22 protein-coding genes are annotated in these 22,725 nt (G+C 70.0%); 9 read left to right on the top strand and 13 right to left on the bottom strand.

Going from position 1 to position 22,725, the window contains the following annotated elements:
* Nucleotide 1 precedes the first annotated feature (1 nt).
* Nucleotides 2-1,042 carry a hypothetical protein gene (locus tag AB0K00_RS22105; RefSeq protein WP_363523371.1) on the top strand — a complete coding sequence of 347 codons (1,041 nt, stop codon included), beginning with the start codon at nt 2-4 and terminating at the stop codon, nt 1,040-1,042.
* On the opposite strand, the gene AB0K00_RS22100 is transcribed toward AB0K00_RS22105, so the two are convergent.
* Complete coding sequence (locus AB0K00_RS22100; protein ID WP_363523370.1) at nt 1,005-1,733, bottom strand: enoyl-CoA hydratase-related protein; 729 nt, start codon at nt 1,731-1,733, stop codon at nt 1,005-1,007. The genes AB0K00_RS22105 and AB0K00_RS22100 overlap by 38 nt on opposite strands.
* Nucleotides 1,730-3,199, bottom strand: coding sequence for a glutamate--cysteine ligase (locus tag AB0K00_RS22095; protein ID WP_363523369.1), 1,470 nt, complete (start codon nt 3,197-3,199; stop codon nt 1,730-1,732). The genes AB0K00_RS22100 and AB0K00_RS22095 overlap by 4 nt, the downstream gene beginning before the upstream one ends.
* Before the next feature lie 115 nt (nt 3,200-3,314).
* Here AB0K00_RS22095 and AB0K00_RS22090 point away from each other — a divergent pair, with 115 nt between their 5' ends.
* Together AB0K00_RS22090 and AB0K00_RS22085 are read left to right on the top strand one after the other, a co-directional pair.
* Nucleotides 3,315-3,818, top strand: coding sequence for a SigE family RNA polymerase sigma factor (locus tag AB0K00_RS22090; RefSeq protein ID WP_363523368.1), 504 nt, complete (start codon nt 3,315-3,317; stop codon nt 3,816-3,818).
* A complete protein-coding gene (locus AB0K00_RS22085; protein WP_363523367.1) occupies nt 3,815-4,942 on the top strand; it encodes a hypothetical protein in 1,128 nt (375 codons plus the stop codon). The genes AB0K00_RS22090 and AB0K00_RS22085 overlap by 4 nt, the downstream gene beginning before the upstream one ends.
* Nucleotides 4,943-4,963: 21 nt before the next feature.
* On the opposite strand, the gene AB0K00_RS22080 is transcribed toward AB0K00_RS22085, so the two are convergent.
* Together AB0K00_RS22080 and AB0K00_RS22075 are read right to left on the bottom strand one after the other, a co-directional pair.
* The gene (locus AB0K00_RS22080) at nt 4,964-6,064 is read right to left on the bottom strand and encodes a hypothetical protein (protein WP_363523366.1); all 1,101 of its coding nucleotides are present in this window, start codon (nt 6,062-6,064) and stop codon (nt 4,964-4,966) included.
* A gap of 29 nt (nt 6,065-6,093) precedes the next feature.
* The gene (locus tag AB0K00_RS22075; protein WP_363523365.1) at nt 6,094-7,182 is read right to left on the bottom strand and encodes a helix-turn-helix transcriptional regulator; all 1,089 of its coding nucleotides are present in this window, start codon (nt 7,180-7,182) and stop codon (nt 6,094-6,096) included.
* A gap of 285 nt (nt 7,183-7,467) precedes the next feature.
* Between AB0K00_RS22075 and AB0K00_RS22070 the strand changes: the two genes are divergently transcribed.
* Entirely contained in the window at nt 7,468-7,986 is a 519-nt protein-coding gene (locus tag AB0K00_RS22070; RefSeq protein WP_363523364.1) for a GNAT family N-acetyltransferase, read from the top strand.
* A gap of 105 nt (nt 7,987-8,091) precedes the next feature.
* On the opposite strand, the gene AB0K00_RS22065 is transcribed toward AB0K00_RS22070, so the two are convergent.
* The 9 genes from AB0K00_RS22065 to AB0K00_RS22025 form a co-directional block, all read right to left on the bottom strand.
* Entirely contained in the window at nt 8,092-8,667 is a 576-nt protein-coding gene (locus AB0K00_RS22065) for a helix-turn-helix domain-containing protein (protein WP_363523363.1), read from the bottom strand.
* A complete protein-coding gene (locus AB0K00_RS22060) occupies nt 8,664-9,230 on the bottom strand; it encodes a TetR/AcrR family transcriptional regulator (protein WP_363523362.1) in 567 nt (188 codons plus the stop codon). The genes AB0K00_RS22065 and AB0K00_RS22060 overlap by 4 nt, the downstream gene beginning before the upstream one ends.
* Nucleotides 9,169-10,908, bottom strand: coding sequence for a hypothetical protein (locus tag AB0K00_RS22055; RefSeq protein ID WP_363523361.1), 1,740 nt, complete (start codon nt 10,906-10,908; stop codon nt 9,169-9,171). The genes AB0K00_RS22060 and AB0K00_RS22055 overlap by 62 nt, the downstream gene beginning before the upstream one ends.
* A gap of 87 nt (nt 10,909-10,995) precedes the next feature.
* Complete coding sequence (locus AB0K00_RS22050; protein WP_363523360.1) at nt 10,996-11,679, bottom strand: ATP-binding cassette domain-containing protein; 684 nt, start codon at nt 11,677-11,679, stop codon at nt 10,996-10,998.
* Nucleotides 11,672-12,532 carry an urea ABC transporter ATP-binding protein UrtD gene (gene urtD / locus AB0K00_RS22045; protein ID WP_363523359.1) on the bottom strand — a complete coding sequence of 287 codons (861 nt, stop codon included), beginning with the start codon at nt 12,530-12,532 and terminating at the stop codon, nt 11,672-11,674. Before urtD ends, AB0K00_RS22050 begins: the two co-directional genes overlap by 8 nt.
* Entirely contained in the window at nt 12,529-13,623 is a 1,095-nt protein-coding gene (gene urtC / locus AB0K00_RS22040; protein WP_363523358.1) for an urea ABC transporter permease subunit UrtC, read from the bottom strand. Before urtC ends, urtD begins: the two co-directional genes overlap by 4 nt.
* The gene (gene urtB, locus AB0K00_RS22035) at nt 13,620-14,504 is read right to left on the bottom strand and encodes an urea ABC transporter permease subunit UrtB (RefSeq protein WP_363523357.1); all 885 of its coding nucleotides are present in this window, start codon (nt 14,502-14,504) and stop codon (nt 13,620-13,622) included. The genes urtC and urtB overlap by 4 nt, the downstream gene beginning before the upstream one ends.
* A gap of 90 nt (nt 14,505-14,594) precedes the next feature.
* Nucleotides 14,595-15,893: an urea ABC transporter substrate-binding protein gene (gene urtA / locus AB0K00_RS22030; RefSeq protein WP_363523356.1), complete on the bottom strand. Its 1,299-nt coding sequence runs from the start codon at nt 15,891-15,893 to the stop codon at nt 14,595-14,597.
* A 753-nt stretch (nt 15,894-16,646) separates the two neighbouring features.
* Nucleotides 16,647-17,180: a helix-turn-helix domain-containing protein gene (locus AB0K00_RS22025; protein ID WP_363523355.1), complete on the bottom strand. Its 534-nt coding sequence runs from the start codon at nt 17,178-17,180 to the stop codon at nt 16,647-16,649.
* A 91-nt stretch (nt 17,181-17,271) separates the two neighbouring features.
* On the opposite strand from AB0K00_RS22025, the gene AB0K00_RS22020 reads away from it, so the two are divergent.
* The 5 genes from AB0K00_RS22020 to AB0K00_RS22000 all read left to right on the top strand — a co-directional run bounded on the left by AB0K00_RS22020 (nt 17,272) and on the right by AB0K00_RS22000 (nt 22,687).
* Entirely contained in the window at nt 17,272-18,204 is a 933-nt protein-coding gene (locus tag AB0K00_RS22020; RefSeq protein WP_363523354.1) for an alpha/beta fold hydrolase, read from the top strand.
* Entirely contained in the window at nt 18,201-19,064 is an 864-nt protein-coding gene (locus AB0K00_RS22015; RefSeq protein ID WP_363523353.1) for a CPBP family intramembrane glutamic endopeptidase, read from the top strand. The genes AB0K00_RS22020 and AB0K00_RS22015 overlap by 4 nt, the downstream gene beginning before the upstream one ends.
* 335 nt (nt 19,065-19,399) lie before the next feature.
* Nucleotides 19,400-20,608: a DUF4407 domain-containing protein gene (locus AB0K00_RS22010; protein ID WP_363523352.1), complete on the top strand. Its 1,209-nt coding sequence runs from the start codon at nt 19,400-19,402 to the stop codon at nt 20,606-20,608.
* Between the two features lie 43 nt (nt 20,609-20,651).
* Nucleotides 20,652-22,241, top strand: coding sequence for a family 10 glycosylhydrolase (locus AB0K00_RS22005; protein ID WP_363523351.1), 1,590 nt, complete (start codon nt 20,652-20,654; stop codon nt 22,239-22,241).
* Nucleotides 22,242-22,276: 35 nt separating this feature from the next.
* A complete protein-coding gene (locus tag AB0K00_RS22000; protein ID WP_363523350.1) occupies nt 22,277-22,687 on the top strand; it encodes a hypothetical protein in 411 nt (136 codons plus the stop codon).
* Nucleotides 22,688-22,725: the final 38 nt, after the last annotated feature.

Raw genomic sequence — 22,725 nt, 5'->3', positions numbered from 1 at the left:
GTTGAAATCGGATTTTCTTCGTGAGGTACGTGACGGGGTCACCCCGCGTGCCGGCGCGCTGGTCCTCGCGGTCCTGGCCGTGCAGCTGGCGTTCATCGCCAGCTACATCGGCGCCTTCCACGAGCCGACCCCGCACCGGATCCCGATCGCCGTCACCGCGCCCGCGCAGCAGCTCGGCGAGCTCGTCCGGCAGCTCGACGCGCTGCCGGGGGCGCCTCTGGACGCGCGGGGCGTGCCCGACGAGGCGTCGGCCCGCCGGATGATCGACCGCCGGGAGGTCTACGGCGCCTTCATCGTCTCCACGACCGACGCCACCGACCGGCTGATCATCGCCAGCGGCGCGGGCGCGAGTGTCGGGCAGGTCCTGCAGCAGATCGTCACGCCGCTGGAGGACGCCCAGGACCGCGCGTTCACCGTCGAGGACGTCAAGCCGGCGCTGCTCGGCGACGCCCGCGGCCTGTCCGGCTTCTACCTCGCGCTCGGCTGGGTCGTCGGCGGGTATCTCGTCGCCATCGCGCTGAGCACCAGCAAGGGCGCCCGCCCCGCCAACCCGCACCGCGCGGTGATCCGCCTGCTGTCGCTGCTCGCCTACGCGGTGCTGTCCGGCCTCGGCGGTGCCCTGGTCAGCGGCGCGATCTACGGCGCCATCGACGGCCACCTCGCGCAGCTGACCTGGTTCGGCGCGCTGCTGGTCCTCGCGTCGGGCGCCTTCACGATGGCGTTGCAGGCCGCGTTCGGCTTCATCGGTACCGGCCTGGCCGTGCTCCTGTTCGTGGTGCTGGGCAACCCGAGCGCCGGTGGCGCCTATCCGGCCCCGCTGCTGCCGCCGTTCTGGCGGGCCGTCGGGCCGTGGCTGCCGCCGGGCCTGGGCACCGAGGCAATCCGGGGCATCGTCTACTTCGACGGCGTCGGGGTGGGCCGCGCGGCGCTGGTCCTGTCCGGCTACTGCCTGATCGGGGTGCTCGGCACCCTGCTCGCGGTGGCCGCGGCCCGCCCCCGCGCGGTCAGCCTGCCGGCCACACCGGAGCCCGCCGGGCCCTGAACGCGGCGATCCCCTCCGCCACCTCCGCGGGGTCCTGCCGGACCGGGCCGTCCCAGCCGTCGATGATCGCCTTCGCCGTCCGGACGCTGAGCTGGGAGCGGCCGGCGATGGTGGCGGCGGTGGCCCGCACCGACGCCGCCAGGGCGTCGGGGGCGAGCACGGCGTCGACGAGGCCGATCCGCTCGGCGGACCGCGCGTCGATCAGCTCCCCGGTGAAGAGCAGCAGCTTCGCCCGGGCCGGCCCGACGAGCGCGACCAGGCGCTGGGTCGTCGAGCGCGGATACACGATGCCGAGCTTCGCCGGGGTGATGCCGAAGCGGCTGTCCTCGGCCGCGAACCGCAGGTCGCAGGCGACCGCGAGCTGGCACCCGCCGCCGACGCAGAACCCGTCGATCCGGGCGAGGGTCGGCTTCGGGAACGCGGCCAGGGCCCGCTCGGCGTGCACGGCGACGCTGTCCTCACCGCCGGCCGCGATCGCCGGCGCGTCGTCGACGTCGGCGCCCGCGCAGAACGTGCCGCCCGCCCCGGCGACGACCACGACCTTGACGGCCGGGTCGGCGGCGAGCCCCTCCAGCAGCTTCGGCACCGCGGTCCACATGGCGGCGGTCAACGCGTTGCGCTTGACGGGGTTGTCGATGAGCAGCGTCGCCACCGCACCGTCCACATCGACGCGGACCTCGCCGCCGGTCACCACTCGTGCACGGGCACGTTGGAATGCATCCTGGGAAGGTACTCCTCCAGCAGCTTGCGCATGGTGTCGTCGCGGTCGATCTCACCCGCGCCCGCGATGCGGTGGACGGTCTCGACCTGCCACGTCGCGCCGTTGCGGGCGGTGAGGCAGCGCTGCTCGATGACGCGGAGCAGGCGGTCGCGGTGGCCGGGGTCGACACCCCACCCGTCGAGGCCCTCGTGCGCGAGGGGCAGCAGGCGGCGCAGCACCAGCTCGGTCACCGGGACCGCGCCGAGACCCGGCCAGAACACGGACGCGTCGATGCCGAGGCGGGCCGCGGTGTGGAAGTTCTCCTCGGCGGCGCCGAACGACATCTGCGTCCAGACCGGACGATCCATCTCCGCGAGGCGGCGGACCAGGCCGAAGTAGAAGGCGGCGTTGGCCATGCTGTCCACGACCGTCGGCCCGGCGGGCAGGACCCGGTTCTCGACCCGGACGTGTGGTTTGCCGTCGACGACGTCGTAGATCGGGCGGTTCCAGCGGTACACGGTGCCGTTGTGCAGCCGCAGCTCGTCGAGCTTCGGCACGCCTCCGCCGTCCAGGACGCCGAGCGGGTCCTCGTCCTCGCAGATCGGCAGCAGCGACGGGAAATACCGCACGTTCTCCTCGAACAGGTCGAAGATCGACGTGATCCACCGCTCGCCGAACCAGACCCGGGGGCGCACGCCCTGCGACTTCAGCTCCTCGGCGCGGGTGTCGGTGGCCTGCTCGAACAGCGGGATGCGGGTCTCGCGCCACAGCTCGCGGCCGAACAGGAACGGCGCGTTGGCGCCGAGCGCGACCTGGACGCCGGCGATCGCCTGGGCCGCGTTCCAGTGCGCGGCGAACTGCTGCGGGCCGACCTGCAGGTGGAACTGGACGCTGGTGCAGGCCGCCTCCGGCGCGATCGAGTCGCACCGCACGTGCAGCCGCTCCACCCCGTCGATCGCGATCAGCAGGTCCTCACCCCGGGCCGCGAAGATCTGCTCGTTGAGCAGCGCGTACCGCGGATTCGCCGACAACACGTCGGGCGTGAGCTGGTCGCGGCGCAGCGTCGGCAGGATGCCGATCATCGCCAGCCGGGTGTCGACGCTCGCCGCGTGCTGCTCGGCGGCGTTGAGGCTGGCCCGGACCTGCTCCTCGAACCCCGCGAGCCCGTCGCCGGCGAGCCGCCGGGGCGGCACGTTGATCTCGATGTTGAACTGGCCGAGCTCCGTGACGAACGCGGGGTCGGCGAGCGCGTCGAGGACCCGCTGGTTGCGCAGCGCCGGGTCGTGCTGCTCGTCGACGAGGTTGAGCTCGATCTCCAGGCCGCTCATGCCGTCGCCGTCCTCGAAGTGCGAGTCGGCCAGCATCCTGGCGAACGCGTCGAGGCACTGCCGCACCTTGTCGCGGTAGCGCATACGGTCCTCACGGCTGAACTCGGTCGTTTCGACGTCCTTGCCCATGGATGTCCCACCTCCGCCGGAGCCGTGCCTCTGGCATACCACGTGGCGCAGGTTTTTACTCCTGCGTCCCAACCTGACGTCGCCCCCGACGCCTTGAAGATGCTGAGGAGGTCACGTGCGTGAGGACCTGGAACGCGAGTACGTCGAGTACCTGCGAACACGGATGCCGCAACTGCGCCGGCTGGCTGCGCTGCTGACCGGCGACTTCCACCGCGGGGACGACATCGTGCAGAGCACGGCGGCGGATCTGTACACCCGGTGGAAGCACGTCGGCGGCGTCGAGCACGTCGACGCGTACGTCCGCAAGATGCTGCTCCGGACGTTCCTGCGCGAGGAGCGCAAGCCCTGGTCGCGGGTGCGGCTCACGGACACGCTTCCGGAACGGCCGGTCTCGGGGCCGGCCGTCGACGAAGCGGTGGTCGTGCGGGCCGCGCTGCGCAAACTGCCGGCCCGCCAGCGGGCGGTGCTGGTCCTGCGGTTCCTGTGTGACCTTCCGGTCGCCGAGGTGGCGGCGACGCTGGGCATCGCGGAGGGCACGGTCAAGAGCCAGACCTCCGACGGTCTGGCGACCCTGCGCCGCCACCTCAGCGCCGACGTCTCCACGGGGAGCACGACATGAGTGACCTGTTGCAACTGGCCGATTTCGAGGAACTGCCGCCGTCGATGGTGGACCTGGAGGCCGCGGTCCGCACCGGCCGGGCCCGGGAACGTCGCAACCGCATGGTGCGGGTCACCGCGTTCACCGCGGCGATGCTCGTCGTCGCCGCGGGGGTGGCGCTGGCGGTCGACCGCCCACCGGCGTCGCAGCCGGCCCGGCCGTCACCGTCGGCGTCGATGCCGCCGTGGGTCTGCGCGCTCGAACGGTCGGAGTCCCCGATCGACGCCATCGACCCGACCGGGCGTTTCACCGTCGCGTGGCCGGTCCATGGCTCGGGCAAGCCGCCGCTGCTCTCCCTCGACGGTGCCGCGTTGCAGGAGATGACCGGGCTGCCGGGCGTGGATCCGCTGCCGCACGCGGTGAACCCGTCGGGGGTGGTGATCGGCTGGTCCAGCCGCGAGCCGCTCGGCGCCGAGCACATCGGTTGGGTGTACCGCGACGGCCGCACCGACCTCCTGCGGCTGCCGGAGAAGGCGAAATGGGTCGAGCCGCGGGCGATCAACGCCCGGGGCGACGTCGTTGGCCTGGCGTACGACGGGTCGACCACGGCCGTGGGTGGGATCCAGGCCCTCGGTCCGCCGCTGGGAGCCGTGCTGTGGCCGGCGTCGGCACCCGGCACCGCGCAGCTGATCTCGGGCCGCGCCGACTACTTCGAGCCGGGCTGGATCACCGACGACGGGGTCGTGGCCGGTTCGGCGAACGGCACGCCCGCGCTCAGGCGGCCGGACGGGACGCTCGTGTGGCTGACGGAGTTCTCGGACCTGACCGGCGTCTCCGGCGACTGGGCGTTCGGTTTCCTGAATGCGGGAGGCGGTGGACGGTACAACATCCGCACCGGCAAGACGGAGGATCTCGGCACGTTCATGCCCTGGGCCGCGTTGGGCGAGGGCCGGCTCGCCGGCGAGATCGACGGCGGCGGCAAGGACCCCGGCCGGCCGGCGGTCTGGCACGCCGGCACCGTCGAGCCGCTGCCGTCGCCGGCACAGGCCGAGTCGACGCGCATCACCCGCGGTGGCGGCAGGACCATCGCCGCGGTCATTCGGTTCAGCGGCGTCCAGACCGGCGCCGTGACCTGGCGGTGCTGAGCGACGGCGATGCCGAGCGGTTCAGGCGACGTGCGGCTTGAGGCCGAGGTAGCGCAGCGCTGCCTCGGCCGACGGCTTGTGCGGCAGCTTGCCGAGCCAGGTCTGCCACAGCCGCCGGTCCGCGGCCCAGGCGCGCAGGTATTCCACGCACAGGTCCGGGGTGATGGTGAGGCTGCGCCCGTGGGCGCCGGCGAGGGCGGCCGCCATCCGGTGCCGCTCGGCCTCGTCGGCGACGATGGCGCGTGGCAGGCGCCCGAGGACCTCCTGGATGAAGTCCCGCCGGACCTGGAGATAGCCCTCCCAGTAGCCGGCGTCGGCGGCGTCGATGGTCTTGCCGTCGTCCAGCAGCGCGTAGACGCCTTCGGCGAGGGTGTCGCCGAACTCCTCGCCGCGGGCGCGCACGGTGTCGCGGAAGGGGTCGTACTCCTTCTGGGTGACCTTGCCGACCATGGTGACGGGGTCGATGCCATGGCCGTTGAGCAGGAAGAACCAGTCCTCGTTGTAGATGTTGGGGAAGAACGAGGTGGTCCGGTTGACCTGCACGACCAGCGCGCCGCCGCCGACGAATGTGCCCTGGATGCCGCCGGTCCTGCGGTAGGCGTGGCAGACCACGGAGTTGTCGGGGAAGCCGTGGTTGACCAGGCCGACGGCCGCGTGGGTCTCGGCGAGGGCGGCCGCGTCCCAGATGTCGCCGGGCTCCTCGACGCGGATGTCGTCGTCGAGGAAGAGCACGAAGCGCCAGCCGACCATGCGGGCGAGGGCGAGGCCGACGTTGCGTTTCAGGCTGGTGTCGGTCTTGCGGGAGAAGCGCCGCCAGCCCTGTCCGGTGAGCATCGTCGAGGTGCGCAGCTCCGGCAGCCGCGGCTGGTCGTGTTCGACGTCGACGGTGACCACCCGGACACCGACGTCGGCGGCGAGCTCCAGCGCCCGCCCGGCGTCGGCCCATTTGCTGCACAGCACGATGAGCTGGCAGTTGAGGTCCTTGACGAGCTCGGCGGCGTCGCGCAAGTAACCATACGGCCGGGCGGTCGGCACGATGACCGCGTTGACCCCGGCGGTGCGGGCCGAGCGGACGGTGGCGGTGCTGAGCAGTCGCGTGTGCGACGCGTGGTGCGCCTGCACCCGCGGTGGGACCGGTCGCGGCCCTTGGGTCACTCCGTGGGCTCCGGCCATTCGTGCAGCCGGGTCTCGGGGACCGTCCAGTCAGGCGTCAAGACTTCCCCTCTGACGATCTGCACCGACGTGAGGATGCTGAAGGTATCGCGAGACGCGAACCGGGCTGCGAGGTACCCACCGTTGCGGTCGCGGAACCTCTCGTCGGTCAGCGAGCGCACCGCACCGTAGGTGCCCCGGCCGAACATGCCGTTGAAAATGGTGACGGTCCGCAGCCGGTTGTACGGGTTCGGCGCCCGGTAGAAGTGGGCGACGTCCTCGACGAGCTGCCCGTCGACGAGGGTGGGCGCGAAGATCTGGACGTCGCCGCCGTGCCGGACGTGGAACGCGGCGCCGGTCTCGTCGTCGCCGAGCCGATCGTGCTGCGACACGGGCACATCGAGCCGGCCGAGCAGGTCGCGGGTGAGCAGGTTCCAGTCGACGCCGCCGAGCAGGACGAGGTGCGTGGTGAGGTCGTCGGCGGACAGTGCGTCGTCGGTGCGGATCTCGATGTGGCTCAGCGGGTTCGCGGCGCGGATGTGGCCGTGCAGCTCGAGCAGCGTGTCGAGGTCGGCATACGTGTAGGACTCGGTGTAGTCCGGCTCGGCCGGGTCGACATAGGGCATGTTGCGCCGGAAGCCGGGTGGGAGGCGGGCGCAGACGATCGTGATCGGGCGGCCGTCGGCGAAGAACAGCGGCCCGCTGTGCAGCCGGCGCAGCTCCTCGTCGGCGTGCCGGATGGGGCCGGTGGTGCTGCCGTTGGCGGCGTCGCGCAGGGCGAGCAGCTCCTCTTCCAGCTCGCGCCGGCGGGCCTGCTCGTCGTGGTCGAGCTCGTCCTCGGCGACGAGGCGGACCCGGCCGCCCGCGAAGGAACGCTCGGTGCAGAACAGCCGCGCGTAGGAGCTGATCCGGCCGGCGGGCGGCAGGTCGGGCTTGCCGGGCGACTCCCACGACGAGATGAGCGGCGGGCTCACGCCGAGGGCCTTGGCCAGCTGGCTCTGGGTCAGCGTGGTGCCGTCCGCCGCGGTCCGCAGCGACTTCAGCCGGACCGCCAGACGGGTTTTCGCATTCGGTGTCGATGCCGCCATGAGCATCCTTCGGATGATTCGGACTTCAGAATCCGGATGAACATTCCTGACGGCATTCACCATAGCAAACCCCAGGTCAAGCGTCTGCGGTCGATGCGTTGCTTCAGCTCGAACTGAAGTTTAGTCTGACGTCAGGCAAGTCGCCGTCAATTCCGTGACCTGCATGTCGGACCGGTGGAGGGGGCGGCCCGGCAATGCGGAACCGGGGTCGGGGTGGTGGATCGCCGCCCCGCCCCGCCCCCGGTGCTCATCGACCGTGGTCGCACGAGAAGGCACTATTGCTGAGTGTTGTCAGATCAACTGGAGGTCAGACCCGCGATCGAGCGTGAGCTCGACCTCGTGGTCGCCGCGTTCGGCGACGCGTCATTCCTCGCCGAACGAATGGCACGACAATCCGAGGACAACGGCGTCCTCCTGGTGGCATGGCTGCACGGCAAGGCCGTGGGCTGTGTCTACGTATGGTTCGAGGACGCCGAAGAGGCTGAACTGCGCAAGCACCTGCCGGGTGTGCCGTTGTTGAACCGCCTGCGGGTGGTGGAGCCGTTGCGGAACAACCGCATCGGCACCGCGCTGGTCCACGCCGCCGAGCGGCTGGTCCGCGAGCAGGGGCACACGCAGCTGGCGCTCGGCATCAGCCTGGACAACGCCGACGCCGAGCGCCTGTATCTGCGGCTGGGGTTCGCGGAGTGGCCGCACGGCCTGGTCGACACGTATTACGTGGTCTTCAAGGACGGCAACGAGATCCGCGAACCCGAGCTGTGCAGGATTCTGGTGAAGGACCTGGACGATCGGGACGGTCAGTAGCGAGCGCAGGGCGGGGTCCTGCAGGTCGGCCTTGTCGCCGGCCCGCACGACCTCGCCTGTGTCCATGATGACGAAACTGTCGCCGAGCATTTCGACGACGCGGCGCTACTGGGCGACGCGGTCGCGGATGCTGTCGAGCACCGCCTCCGCCGCCCACGCGGCGGCGTCGGCGATGTCACGCCGGTCCATGCCGAACTCGCGGCGAAACGTCACCCAGGTCGCGGCGGAGTCGAGGTGGGACAGCGCCACGATGACCGCCCTGCGCTGCGGCTCATCGAGGGATGGCACCTCGGCATCCAGCAGCCGCTCGAGGTGCGGCCGGCCGAGCGACGGCGCCGTGCCGCTCACGCCGCGCATTGCCGTCTCGGCGACGACGTGCGCGAGCTCCGGCCGCTCGTCGTACCGCTGCATCGCGTCGCGGATCGCGAGGGGGATGTCGAAGATCGAGTGCGACTCCTCGCGGGCGAACACCGTCGCCTCGATCCACGTCGCGGTCGCCAGCAGCAGGTCGACCCGCGTGGGATAGTTGCGGAACACCGTGCGCTCGGCGATGCCGGCCCGGCGCGCGACGAGCCGGAACGACACGTCGTCGCTGCCGACTTCCTCGATCAGCTCGGCATAGGCGGCGAGGATCGCCGCTTGCGTGCCGCTCAGCGCCGGGACGTCCGTCGACCCGGTCACGGCTTCGCCCACGTCGCGTCGAGCAGCCTCGCGAGCACGGCGCCCACGGCGCGATCGAACGCGTCGCAGATCTCGTCGGCATCCATGTCGAAACCCGTGCGCAGTCGCGCCCAGAACATCGCCGACGAGAAGTACCGCAGGGATGCCGCGACCCGCCGCCGATCCCGTCGGTTGAGCGTCGAAGCCGACACGTCGAGCATCGCCTCGATCGCACGCGTGATGTAGGCAGGCTCGGCGTCGACCGTCAGCGAGATCGCGGACGCCCGTGCGCCGACGTATGCATACGCGGGCGACGCGTCGAAGGCGCGGAAGCGCTCGTGCACGGCGGCGCGGAAATCGGCCACGGTCACGAACGGCGGCAGCGGGAAATGGGTCTGCTCAATCCAGTTCGACAGTGCGGCGAGCAGGTGCGCACGCGTGGGGTACTGGCGGTAGACCGTGCGCTCCGAGATGCCGACCTCGTCGGCGAGGGCACGGTAGGAGATGTCGTCGAACGTGTGCTCACGCAGCAGGGCCGCAGCGCTCGCCAGAATCGCGGTCGCGGTGTCGACCGGCTCCTCCATCACGTTCCCCTGCCTCGATCGGTCGCCGGTGCGGGGGGCCGGTGACTTCCGGCGGAAGCACGTAGCGATCGGAACTGTCGAGCGTGAGCGCCAGCGACGAGACGTACTGCAACTGGCCGTGCGACCCTCGCTGGGCCGAGGCCAGCATATCCGGCCGCTCGAACATATATCCGGTGACATGGCAGCGGAACCGCTCACCCGAGGGGTTGCCGTGCTCGTCGAACCGGGGGGAATCGATGCCGTCGGAGCGGCGGCGCAGGTAGTAGCGCCCCCGCGTGGCGAGGGCCATGACCGGCGTGGCGACGAACGCGACGCCGATCGCGATGAGCACCGAGAACGGCTTGACGGCGGTGCCGAGCAGCCCGGCGAACGCGAGCAGTGAAAGCACCGAGGCGAGTCCCACCGACACGAGCCCCACCGGGTTCCAGTCGTGCAGCATGCCGCGGCGGAATTCCGGGAAGCGCGGCGAGATGCGCAGCACCCACTTGTTGATCGCGATATCGGTGGCGATCGTCACGAGCCACGCCATGACGACGTTCGCGTACAGGCTCAGCACGAAGGAGATGAGGGTGAAGACGTCCATCATCATGAGCGCGTATGCGATCACGAGGTTGAGCAGTACGAAGATCGTGCGACCCGGATAGTGCTTCGCCACCCGGGTAAAGACGTTCGACCAGGCGAGCGAGCCCGAGTACGCGTTCGTCACGTTGATCTTCACCTGCGCGACCACGATGAGCACGAGGGCGAGGACGATGGCGAGCCAGTCGGGGAACAGGGTCTGGTACATGCCGACGAACTGCTTGACCGGTTCGGTCGCGCTGTGCCCGAGCGTGGGATCCACCTTCACGAGGACGTAGACGGCGAGGAACACCCCGATCACCTGCTTGATGCTGCTGAAGATGACCCAGCCGGGGCCGGACAACGCGAACGACGTCCACCACGAGCGGGCGTTCGCCGGCGTTCGCGGCGGCATGGCGCGGATGTAGTCGATCTGCTCCGCCAGCTGCGGGGTGAGGGCGAAGCACACGGCCGCGCTTGAGACAACGGCGCCGAACGTGATCGAGCCGTCGGAATTGCCGCTGAACGACGTGAAGGCGCGCACCGACTCGGGGTCGGAGACGAGGATCCACAGCAGCGGCAGCAGGGCGAGGGCGAGCCACATGGGCGTGGTCCAGAAGTGCAGGCGCTCCAGTGCACGCATGCCGTAGATGACGATCGGGATCACGACCACGGTCGAGACGAGATAGCCGAGCCACGGCGGCGTCCCCGTCGCCACCTGCAGCCCCTGCGCCATGATGGCGCCCTCCAGGGCGAAGAAGATGCAGGTGAAGCCCGCGAAGACCACTGTTGTGATGATCGAGCCGTAGTAGCCGAATCCCGAGCCACGGGCGATGAGGTCGAGGTCGAGGTTGTAGCGGGCGGCGTAGTAGGCGACGGGCACGCCCACGATGATGATGATGACCGACGCGAACAGGATGCCGAGCACGGCGTTGGCGGTGCCGTGGTCGATGCCGACGCTCGCGCCGATCGAGAAATCGGCGAGGAACGCGATGGACCCGAGGGCGGTCGCGCCGACGGAGGCCGCGCTCCAGCGCCGGAAGGTGCGCGGCACATATCGGAAGGCATAGTCCTCGAGGCTGTCCTCCGCGGCCGCACGCGCGTTGCCTGTTCTGCTCACAATGGCATCCCCTCACGCTACGCGTGGGGCATGATCCGGGTCCGTTGTTACGACCGCATTGCAGGCCAGGAAAACGGCAATGTCGGCTCAGATCGCCATGGCGGCCCGCACGGTGGAGAGGGCTGCCGAGCCCCCGTCATCGGTCTGTGTGACGAAGCCCGAGGCGAGCACGACGTAACGCTCAGCGGCCTCGAGGGCGAAGCCGATGTGCTGCTCGACGAGCAGCACGTGGATGCCCTCACTGGCCAGCTGCACGATGGTGTGCTCGATCTCGGCGACGATCGTGGGCTGGATGCCCTCGGTCGGCTCGTCGAGGATGAGCAGCTTCGGCTCGGTGATCAGGGCGCGGGCGATCGCGAGCTGCTGACGCTGCCCGCCCGAGAGCAGGCCGGCCTTGCGGGATGCGAACTGCTCCAGTGCGGGGAAGCGAGCCAGTTGCGCGTCGATAAGGGCCTTGCCGCCCCGGCGCCCGTCGGCGACGAGCTGCAGATTCTCAAGCGTCGTGAGCTGGCCGAACGCCTGCTGACCCTGCGGCACGTATGCCATGCCGCGGGCGACGCGCTTGTTGGGGGCCAGCGACGCGATGTCTTCGCCGTCGAAGTACACGCGGCCCTTCGTCGGCTTGATGAGCCCGATCGCGACACGCAACAGCGTCGTCTTGCCGGCGCCGTTGTGGCCGAGCACGGCCACGATCTTTCCGGCCGGCACCGTCACCCCGTGCAGCACCCGCGTGCGCCCGTAGCCGGCCTCGATGTCGGTGAGCTCAAGCATGTAGGTCCTCCTCCTGCTGCTGTGTCCCGGCTGCCATCTCCGGTGAGCTTGCGAGCCCGACGGCTACCACGTCGGGCACGACCGACATGGCGGCCGTGGTCGCGGCACCCGCGGTGCCGAGGTAGACCTCCTGCACCTTGGGGTCGGCCTGCACCTCGGCCACCGTGCCGGTCGAGAGCACCTTGCCCTGGTGCAGCACCGTCACGCGGGTGGCAAAGCGGCGCATGAAGTCCATGTCGTGCTCGACGACCAGCACGATGCGCTTCGCCGCGACGCGCTGCAGGAGCTCGCCGGTCGCGGTGCGCTCGTCGTGGCTCATACCGGCGACAGGTTCGTCCAGCAGCAGGACCCTCGCGTCCTGCACGAGCAGCATCGCGATCTCCAGCCACTGCTTCTGGCCGTGCGACAGGATGCCGGCCGGCGTGGCGAGCTCGCCGGCGAGTCCTGTCTCCTCGAGCGCCTGCATGATCGACGGGTCGACGCCACGCCGGGTCCGCAGCAGCGAGGTCCAGTGGCGGTGGCGTCCGGCGGCGATGTCGAGGTTCTGCAGCACCGAGAGCTCGTTGAAGACGCTCGCGGTCTGGAACGTGCGGCCGACCCCGAGTCGGACGATCTTGTGCACCGGCCTGCCGAGCAGCTCCTGCTCGCCGAGCCGCGCCGACCCGGTGGCCGCGGAGAGCCCCGTGATGGCGTCGATGCAGGTCGTCTTGCCGGCACCGTTCGGGCCGATGAGGAACCGGACCTCGCCAGGGTGCGCGTCGAAGGAGACGCCGCCGACCGCGACGAAGCCCGAGAACTCGACGTGGAGGTCCGTGACGACGAGCGAGTCGCCTGAGGAAGTGGGCCTGGTCACGACTTCGCCTCCTCGAGCTGCAGGGGGGCGGTCGGCGCTGCGGGCTGTTCGTCCGGGCCCCGTCGCGCCGCCGTGAACCTGGCCGGCAACGATGACAGTCCTTTCGGCAGGAAGAGGATGACGACGATGAACAGCAGGCCGATGATGTAGGTCCAGCCGTCGGGCCAGGTGGAGCCGAGGCTCGACTGCCCCCAGCCGACCGCCATCGCGCCGAGCGCGGGGCCGAAGAGCGAGGCGCGGCCGCCGAGAGCAACGCCCGCGATCATGAGGATCGAGGCGGCGGCACCGATCTCGGCCGGAGTGATGATGCCGACGAGGGGCACGAACATCGCTCCGCCGATGCTGGCCATCAGCGCCGCGCCGACGAAGGCGACGAGCTTGATGTTGGCCGGGTCGTAGCCGAGGAAGCGCACGCGCTCCTCGGCGTCCCGGGTGGCGACGAGAAGCTCACCGAAGCGGCTGCGGTAGAGCTGCCACACCACGAGCAGGCACACGACGAGCAGCCCGGCCGTGATGAGGTACACCATGGTCCTGTTCGCCGGGTCCTTCAGCACGAAACCGAAGAAGTACTTGAAGTCGCTCAGTCCGGTGTCGCCGCCGGTCTCGCGGATCGTGGAGCTGATCAGGGTGGCGAGCGCGACGGCGAGCGCCTGCGTCAGGATCGCGAGGTACGCGCCCTTCACACGGCGCTTGAACAGCGCGTAGCCGAGGATGCCGGCCGCGATCACCGGGAGCAGCACGATCGCCAGCAGGGTGAACGCCGAGCTGCGGAACGGCTCCCAGAACGCCGGGAGCGGCGCGAGCGGGTCGTAGAGCACCATGAATCCCGGGACCCCGTCACCGGCGGACTCCAGCGTGAGGTGCATGGCCATCGAGTAGGCGCCGAGGGCGAAGAACACTCCCTGCCCCATCACGAGCATCCCGCCGCGGCCCCACGCCAGGCCGATGCCGACGGCGGCCATCGCCCAGCAGCAGTACTTGCCGAGGTTGCTGAGCCAGTGATCGGTGAGCACGAGGGGAGCGACCGCGAGGAGCAGGACGGCGAACACCCCGATGCCGGAGAGGGAAAGCCAGGGCTTCAGTTTGGTCATACCAGACTCCTGGTTCGCACCGTGAACAGGCCCTGCGGGCGCACCTGCAGGAAGACGATCACGAGGATGAAGGCAAGCACCTGCGCGAGGCTGCCGGTCGTCCAGTAGGCGAAGCACGAGAGGACGACGCCCACCGCCCACGCGGCGACGATGGTGCCCTTGAGCTGGCCGATGCCGCCGGCGGCGACGACGAGGAAGGCCGGGATGATGTACTGCGCGCCCATTGTGGAGTTCGTACCGCCGATGAGCGACGCGGCCACTCCGGCGACCCCGGCCAGCCCCGACCCGACGAAGAAGGTCAGGCGGTCGACGGTGCGCGTGGAGATCCCCGCGGTCTCGGCGAGATCCCGGTTGTGCACGGTCGCCCGGATGCGGCGGCCGAACGAGGTGTACTTGAGCCAGGCCGCCAGCGCGGCGACGCAGACGGCCGCGAGCAGGATGGTGAACACCTGCCGCAGCGGCCAGTCGTAGCCGAGGATGGTCAGCTGCCCGTCGAGCCAGCCCGGCTTCTCCACCGGGACGCCCTGGGACGGGAAGATCTGCAGCGCCGCCTGTTGCAGGATCAGGCTGACACCGACCGTGACGAGCAGGGTGTCCAGCGGCCTGCGGTACATCCATTGGATGATGCTGACCTCCAGCAGGAGACCGAACAGTCCGGCGACGAGGAACGCGACGGGCAGCGCGACCGGGATCGACAGGTTGCTGGAGTCGATGACCTGCTGAACGAGGTAGGCGGTGAAGGCACCGATCATGAGGAACTCGCCGTGGGCCATGTTGATCACGCCCATCTGGCCGAACGTGAGCGAGAGGCCAAGCGCGGCGAGCAGGAGCAGCGCACCCTGTGCGCTGCCGTTCAGCAGCGGTGGGATCAATGCGTCCACGTGCTCTCGCTCTCTGTGCGGGGGTGACGTGCGGGGGGATCCGGGGTACGCGGGGTTGTCTGACGCAACCCCGCGCCCGGGTGGAACCTTTCAGCCGGCGGACTTCACGAGCTGGTCGCGGACGCTCGCCGGGAACCAGTCGTAGCCCTTGAGGAACGGGTCGGGCTTGATGAACGCGTCGGAGGACCAGACGATGTCGAACTGGTTACTGGCGTTGATCTTGCCGATGTGACCCGGCTTCGAGATGTGGTGGTTCTCGCCGTCGAGCGTGACGGTGCCCTCCGGCGCGGCGAACGTGATGCCGCCCTTCTTCGCCGCGGCGTTCACCGCGTTGACGTCGAACGAGCCGGCCGCCTCGACGAGTGCCTTGTACAGGTACAGCGAGATGTAGGCGGCCTCCATCGGGTCGGAGGTGACGCCGCTGCTGTTGGGGTAGGCCTTCCAGCTGTCGATGAACTTCTGGTTGGTGTCGGTCTTGAGCGACTGGAAGTAGTTCCAGGACGCGTAGTGGCCGGTGACCGCGTGGCCCATGGCCGGCGCCTCCTCCTCGGCGATCGACACCGAGATGATGGGCGTCGTCTCCGCGGTGAGGCCGGCGTCGTAGTAGGCCTTGATGAAGCCGACGTTCGACGAGCCGTTGATGGTGTTGAAGATGAAGTCGGGCTTGGCCGCCTTGATCTTCGCTACCTGGGTGGTCCAGTCGTCCTTGTCGAGGGGTACGTACTCCTCACCGACGATCTTGATGCCGAGCTTGGCCGCGTAGAGCTTGATGATCGCGTTCGCGGTGCGCGGGAAGACGTAGTCGCTGCCGGCGAGGAACAGGTTCTTCACGCCCTTGGAGGCGAGGAAGTCCATCGCGGGGATGATCTGCTGGTTGGTGGTCGCACCGGTGTAGTAGATGTTCGGCGACGCCTCAAGGCCCTCGTACTGCACCGGGTAGAAGAAGAGGCCGTTGTTCTTCTCGACGACCGGCTTGACGGCCTTGCGGGAGGACGAGGTCCAGCCGCCGAAGATCGCGCCGACGCAGTCCTGGGTGAGCAGCTTCTCGGTCTTCTCCGCGAAGGTAGGCCAGTCGGTGGCGCCGTCCTCCTGGACGTACTTGATCTTCTTCTTGAGGATGCCGCCGCTGGCGTTGATCTCGTCGGCGGCCATGTGCAGCACGTTGGAGACGGTCTTCTCGGAGATCGCCATGCCGCCGGTAAGGGAGTTGAGGAAGCCGAGCTTGATGGTGTCGCCGGAGGTGTCGATGCAGCTGGCCGCCGAAGCCGCCCCGCCGGGCTTCTCCTCGTCGCCGGCTTTGGCGCCACAGCCGGCGAGCACGAGGGCCACCGTCGTCCCGATGGCGCCCGTGGCGACAAGCGCGCGCAGCCGCTTGCTGGTGGTGGACATATGTGAGAACTCCCATTCCTGGTGAAGGGACGCGACGCCTGGGTCGCGGCACGGCGGATCGTGCGGATACGCATGTCCAGGGCGAACCGCCGGCGTCCCGAGCGCCCCACCCCGTGTCGCCGGCCAGGTGCAGCCGACTGTGCAGGTGAGAGCAGGCTGACCGTGCGTCATTGCTCTGACATTTCTTGACCGTTCCAACTCTGTAACCAGGAGTCCGACCGCAGTCCAATAGCCCTGCAAATACGTGGAAACTCGTGGAATGACGATGTCAAAGTACTGCCACGGCCAGTGACGGCATGGCAGTCGTGGCACACTTCTGACATCCCAGAAGGTCACTCGAGCGGATGCCGCCGAGTCGGTCAAGTCGTCGGATTGCCAGGCGCGCGGCGAAAGGCAAGGACGTGGCCGGCACCCTGGTCCGCCAGGTGCTGAGGGCCAGGCCTGCTGGACGAACTGGAAATGCATGTCGCCCCGGTCGTCCTCGGCGCCGGGCTGCGGCTGCTCGACGCCGACCTCGAACTGGCCGACAAGGAGGCGATCGAACTCACGCCGACCAGAGTCGTCCACACCCCGCAGGTCACGCACATCCGGTACACCGTCAGCGGTGGGGCCGCACTCCGCCTCGACGACCGCGGCGCGGGCGTTCCCGGAGCCGACCTGCCGTGGAGTTCGACGGGCCGGGCCGGCCGCGGATCCAGCTGCAGGACTTCGCCGGTGCGCTGGGTGAGCGTGGGTTCGCCGAGTTGGAGCGGGTCACGTCGTGGGTTCGTCGGGTACGACGACGAGGCTGACGACGCGGCGGATCCGGCCGCCGTCGCGGGTGTTGCCGACCCGGGAGACGACTGCGTGCTCGATCTCGGCGACCATCGCGGCGAACTCCTCGTCGGTCAGCCACACCACGGCCTGCCGGTAGACCACGCCGTCACGGTGCGGGTCGACGTCGTCGTGGGTGAGGTAGCGGTCGAAGTCGCCCATCAACGATGCCGCGAACGTGGTGAACGCCCGCCGGTGGTCGTCGCGGGTCATCGCCGCCCGGGCCGCAGGATCGATTCTGCCCTGCTCCTGGCTCACCCGGTAGCTGCGTTCCACGGTGCCGCGGACCCGCTTCTCGTCCACCACCTCCAGGACGCCCGCATCGACCAGGACCGCGACATGGCGGTACATCGTGGCCGGTGGGATGTCGGGCAAACGCTCACGCAGCTGGCCCGTGGTCATCGGGTCGGTGTCGAACAGCGCTTGCAGGATGCGCATCCGGACCGGATGCAGCAGGACGTCCGCATTTGCCATGACCCCATCTTCCCACATACGATAATACTATCGATTCTGATAATGTTCTTGAGAACGATAGTGACCAGGACAGATACACGAGAGGCGGGTCATGCCGGAAGTCGAGATGACGGCCGAGGCGCACGACGGACTACTCCTGTCCGGCACGCTGACCCTGCCCGGCGGGCCCGGCCCGCACCCGGCCGTCCTGCTGCTGCACGCCTCCGGCCCGCTGGACCGCGACGGCAACACCCGCCGGCAACGGCTGGAACTCGGCCCGCCGCTCGCGGCCGCGCTCGCGCAGCACGGCATCGCGACGTTGCGGTACGACCGGCGCGGTGTCGGAGCCACGCCCGGAGACTGGCGAGCGACCGGATTCACCGGCACGCGCCGCGACGCCGCCGCCGCGCTACGGGCCCTCGCGGCCCGGCCCGACATCCAGGCGGACGCCGTCGGTGTCGTCGGGCACAGCGAGGGTGCCGTCCATGCTATGGCGCTCAGCGCCCAGCCCCTGGGTACGCGTCCGGCAGTCGCGGCGGTGGTGCTGCTGGCCGGATTCGCCCGCACCGGTGAGGACGCGCTCCGCCGCCAGGCAGACATGATCGTCAGCAGTCTGCCCACCCCAGTACGAAAGCCGCTGTTGGCGCTGTTCACGCGGTATCTCGCGCGGGTCAGGGCGACCAGCACCGACGTCGCCCGCGTCGCCGGCATGCGGGTCAACGCCCGCTGGATGCGCGAACTGCTCACCCATGATTCACGGCTGGACCTGGCGAACATCCGGGTCCCCGTCCTGGCCGTCACCGGCGGCAACGACATCCAGGTCGACCCTGCGGACCTGGACGACATCCACCGCCTCGTACCCGGCGGAGCGGAGATCCACCGCATCGGCGACCTCACCCACCTGCTGCGCCGCGACCCCGGCCCCGCCTCGCTGCGCACCTACGCCCGGCAACTGCGCCGGCCGGTCGACCCCGAGTTGCTCGCCCAGATCACCGCATGGCTCACCATCCGGCTCCACACCTCCGTGAAAGGAACGACCTCGTGACCACCCCTTCCCCGGTACGCCGGCGTAGCGGCCTCGCGCTCTTCTGGGCCGTCACGTTCACCACCACCCTGGCGTGCTGGCTCACCGCGATCGTCATCGGCGGCGAGCCGACGAGCTTCCCCACCGCCATTCCGTACCTGCTCGGCGGCTTCGGCCCGGTGTACGGCGCGATCGCGGTCCGGATCCTCCGGGCCCGCCGCCGCGAACCCGTCCCGGCCCACACCGTGCGGCTGCGGCAGGGCGGACGACTGCTGTTGGCTCTGCCGCTCCTCGTCCTGGCGGTGGCGACGGTGGTGGGTGCCGCACTGCTCGCGGCAGCCCTGGGCGGTCCCGTGGTGGATCTGACCGAGGGCCGCGACCTCGTCGCCACGGCCGGTGGACCGGTGCCGTTCCTGATCAGCATGCTCATCGCCGGGCCGATCGCCGAAGAACCAGGATGGCGCGGCACGGCGTACCCACGTCTGCGCGCCACGATGAACCGTCTCCAGACGGGTCTGGTGCTCGGCGCCGCCTGGGCGGTCTGGCACCTGCCGCTGTTCTTCATCACCGGTACCGTGCAGAACGAACTCGGTCTGTTCAGCTGGAGCGGGCTGCTGTTCACGCTCAGTGTCTTCCCGATGGCCCTGCTGACCGGGTATGCGTACGAGGTGGCCGGCGTCGTCGCGTCGATCGTGGTCCACTTCGGCGTCAACACCACGATGGCGCTGCTGACCGTCAAGTCACCCGCGACCCAGGCAGCCGTCCTCGCGGTCCAGATCATCGTGGCGGCCGTGCTCCTGGCTTCCTGGCGTGGCCGTCCTGCGACCGACCTGCCCGCTCATGCGGGCCACAGGGACCGCGCGCTGGACGGTGTGCGTTGACCGGTCGGATCGCTCGGATCGGGCTGCGCCGCTCGACCGTGTTGTTGATCGGATGCTCACCGTCGTCGCGTGGGTGATGACGCGTAACAACGAGCGCTGGTACGCGCCGGGCCAGGATCCTCGCCGCGCTGCCGACGGTCCTCGGCCTGGCCGGCGACCTGGGTCCGCGAGGTGAAGCCGTTTCACCAGTAGAAGGACTTGGATAAAAGCCACAAATGTGACTTATGCTCGCGTACCGTCGGGATCATGACCGGACCGGAGCGCAGCAGAGGGGCCGGGCATCGGCAGCGCAGGGTCCGGGCATGCGGACGCCGGAGCGAAGCGGAGGTGGCCGCATGACCCGCACCTTCCTCCTCAGGGTCGCGAACGTGAACCCCGCGAGCGTGCGGACGCACACCGACCGGGCGCTGTACCGCTCGATCGGGGTCTTCATCCTGCTGTACGGCATCTACGCGATCGTCGGCGCCGCGACGTTCATCGACGCGAGCACCAACTACGCCCACCCGTGGTGGCAGTGGCTGGTCGGGCCGCCCGTCGCGGCCGCGGTGATCGCCTACGACCGGGCCGTCGTCGGCCGGGTCGCGGTCAGCTATGACAGTCTCGACTCCCCCGACCCGCGGCTGCTGTTACGCCGGCACACGGTCGGGCTGTACGCGGGCCGGCTGCTGCTCGCCCTGCTGTTCGCGGTCGTCATCACCGAGCCGCTGATGCTCGCCCGGTACAAGGGCGAGATCGACGCGTACCTCGGCACGGTGCACAACCAGCAGCTCATCCAGCTGGAGCGCTCCGGCGCGATCGCCACCTTCACCGAGCAGGTCGACGCGCTGCGCAAGCAGGACACCGCCGATGACGCCGCCGTCGCCGACCTGCACGGCCTCGCCGCCGCCAAGCGGAAGGAGGCGGCCGAGGTATACGACCGGGCCCTGGCCGACTCGCGCGCCGACGGCGTGACCCGGCGGGCCGGCTGCCCGGCCGGCGGCTTCTGCGACACCCTCGTGCAGCAGTCGCGGGCGCTGAGCGCGGAGGCGACCCGGCTCGACGAGGAGGCCGCCGCGCTGCAGCAGACGCAGGAGAGCGCCCGGGCGGACCGGGCGAAGCAGATGGCGGCGCTCAACGCACAGATCGCCGAGCAGCGCACCGACAACCGGCGCTCGGTCGAGGCCGGCGCCGGGTTCGGCGCCCGCACCACCGCGATGTGGCACCTGGTCAAGACCGACTTCTGGGGCTTCGGCTTCTTCTATCTCGGCGTCGCCGCGCTGCTGGTGTGCCTGGACTGCGCGGCCGTGTGGCTGAAGCTGGTCTCGCACGGCAACGCGTACGAACGCACCGAGGCCCGCGCCGCCCGCCGCCAGGAACTGACCGCGACGAAACGCCACGAGCAGGAACTCCGCGTCGCCGAGGCGGCCACGGAGGTCGCCGGCGACGGCCTGGACACCGTCGTCGCGGAGCGGCGCCTCGTCGACGCCGCCGTCGAACAGGCCACCGCCCGCCTCATGGCGGAACTGGAGGACCAGTCCCTCCCCTCTTCGTCCAGAAGTTCCTGAATCGCTTGCAATGGGGCCTTCGGTTCCGGGCAGACTGGTCGACGTGCGTCACAGCCTGCCCCGCCGCCCCCCGGTGTTGCCGATCGTGATCGGCATCGTCCTCGCGGTGGTCGCCGGCGTCGGCGCCGTCCGGGCGGTCTGGGTCAGCTCCACTTCTTCCAACGCCGCGCCGTCGGAACGTGGCCAGGGCCGCGCCGACCGGTCCCAGCCCCGCGCCGACCTGCGCTGCGACGGCAAGCCGCTGAGCGCGCCGCGGGAGCTGCGCGGCATCTGGATCACCACGGTCGAGAACATCGACTGGCCGAGCCGCCCCGGGCTGCCCGACGAGCAGATCAAGTCGGAGTACCTGGGCTGGCTCGACCTCGCCGGCCAGCGCAACCTCAACGCGGTCTTCGTGCACGTGCGACCCAGTGGCGACGCGCTGTGGCCGTCGAAGTACGCGCCGTGGTCCGAGTGGATCACCGGCGTGCGGGGCAAGGCGCCCGGCTTCGACCTCATGCGCTGGATGATCGACGAGACCCACGCCCGCGGCCTGGAGTTCCACGCGTGGTTCAACCCGTACCGGGGCAGCCAACCGGCCCCGAACGGCGCCGGGCCCGACATCAACGCCCTCGCCCCGGACCACCCGCTGCGCCAGCACCCCGAGTGGGCGGTCGTCTACCCGGCGGCCGGCACCGGCGGCAGCCGCCTGCACTTCAACCCGGGCATCCCGGCGGCCCGCGAGTTCGTCGAGGACTCGATGCTCGAAGCCGTGAAGAACTACGACGTCGACGGCGTGCACTTCGACGACTTCTTCTACCAGTACCCGGTCAACAAGCAGGACTATCCGGACGGGCCGGCGTACGCCCAGTACGGCGGCGGGATGAGCCGCGCCGACTGGCGCCGCGACAACGTCAACAAGCTCGTCCAGGAGATGCACGACAAGATCCGCAAGCTGAAGCCGTGGGTGAAGTTCGGCATCAGCCCGTTCGGCATCTGGCGCAACGACCGGACCGACCCGGCCGGCTCCCCGACCCGCGGCCTGCAGTCCTACGACGAGATCTACGCCGACACCCGTCTGTGGGTCCAGCGGGAGTGGCTGGACTACATCGTGCCGCAGCTGTACTGGAACATCGGCTTCGACGTCGCCGACTACGCCAAGCTGCTGCCCTGGTGGGTCGGCGTCGTCAAGGACACCGACGTGCAGCTGTGGATCGGCCAGGCCGACTATCGCGTCGGGCAGGCCGGCGCCTGGTCCGACGCCGGCGAACTGGACCGCCAGCTCGCCCTGAACCGCAAGTATCCGCAGGTCACCGGCAGTGTCCACTTCAGCGCGAAGAGCATGCGCAGCGACGCGCTGGGTTCGGTGACGAAGTACGCGGCGAACTTCTACGCCACGCCGGCGCTGCCGCCGATCATGTCGCAGCTGCCGTCCGACATTCCCGCCCCGCCCCGCGTCGAGGTGTCCGGCACCAAGCTCACCTGGAAGGGCAAGGGCACCAACTCCGCCGTGTACCGCGTGCAGGGCGACAAGGCCACGCTGCTGGCGGTGCGCCGCGGCGGCGACGGCTCCCTGACCGTCCCGGACGCCGCCGGCACCTACTGCGTGACGGCGCTGGACCGCTCGTGGAATGAGAGCACTCCGGCGAGGTGAGCCCGGCTCATCCCGATCCGCGCGAGGTTCGGGCGATGACCAGCTTCATCTCCGACCAGGACTTCACGACCCCCGCGAACGCCCGGGTCACCGCCGATTTCGAGGAACGCACCGAACGCCGGGAGGCCTCGCCGGCGCCGTTCCTCGCCGTGGTGTTCCTGGCCGCGGTCTGGCTGGTGGTGTCCGCGGTGCCGATCGGCTACATCGGCGCCGCCCGCTACGACGTCTTCTGGGGTGACACGGTCGTCGGCATCGCCGTCGCGATCGTCACCATGGTCCGGCTGCTGCGCCCGACCCCGGCCCTGGCCTGGGTCACCGCCGGTCTCGCCGGCTGGTTGCTGGTCGCGCCGCTGGTCCTGCAGTACGGCTGGAGCGCCCCGACCGCCAACGACCTGGCCGTCGGCCTGGTCATGCTGATCTGCACGGGGCTGTCCGCGGCGTCCTGACAGACTTCGGGCCCGCCCCCCGTGATGCTGGGGGCGGG

The organism is Dactylosporangium sp. NPDC049525 (assembly GCF_040676755.1).
In the GTDB taxonomy this organism is placed as follows: Bacteria; Actinomycetota; Actinomycetes; order Mycobacteriales; family Micromonosporaceae; genus Dactylosporangium.
Note: the sequence above shows the minus strand (reverse complement) of the source record. Positions and strands in the feature narration are given on the sequence as shown.

Bases quoted from the DNA above. Each gene is read 5' to 3' on its own strand.
- AB0K00_RS22025 (WP_363523355.1), bottom strand. From the start codon at position 17,180: ATGGCAAATGCGGACGTCCTGCTGCATCCGGTCCGGATGCGCATCCTG.
- urtA (WP_363523356.1), bottom strand. From the start codon at position 15,893: ATGTCCACCACCAGCAAGCGGCTGCGCGCGCTTGTCGCCACGGGCGCC.
- AB0K00_RS22000 (WP_363523350.1), top strand. From the start codon at position 22,277: ATGACCAGCTTCATCTCCGACCAGGACTTCACGACCCCCGCGAACGCC.
- urtC (WP_363523358.1), bottom strand. From the start codon at position 13,623: ATGACCAAACTGAAGCCCTGGCTTTCCCTCTCCGGCATCGGGGTGTTC.
- AB0K00_RS22095 (WP_363523369.1), bottom strand. From the start codon at position 3,199: ATGGGCAAGGACGTCGAAACGACCGAGTTCAGCCGTGAGGACCGTATG.
- AB0K00_RS22050 (WP_363523360.1), bottom strand. From the start codon at position 11,679: ATGCTTGAGCTCACCGACATCGAGGCCGGCTACGGGCGCACGCGGGTG.
- AB0K00_RS22085 (WP_363523367.1), top strand. From the start codon at position 3,815: ATGAGTGACCTGTTGCAACTGGCCGATTTCGAGGAACTGCCGCCGTCG.
- AB0K00_RS22020 (WP_363523354.1), top strand. From the start codon at position 17,272: ATGCCGGAAGTCGAGATGACGGCCGAGGCGCACGACGGACTACTCCTG.
- AB0K00_RS22060 (WP_363523362.1), bottom strand. From the start codon at position 9,230: ATGGAGGAGCCGGTCGACACCGCGACCGCGATTCTGGCGAGCGCTGCG.
- AB0K00_RS22010 (WP_363523352.1), top strand. From the start codon at position 19,400: ATGACCCGCACCTTCCTCCTCAGGGTCGCGAACGTGAACCCCGCGAGC.
- AB0K00_RS22075 (WP_363523365.1), bottom strand. From the start codon at position 7,182: ATGGCGGCATCGACACCGAATGCGAAAACCCGTCTGGCGGTCCGGCTG.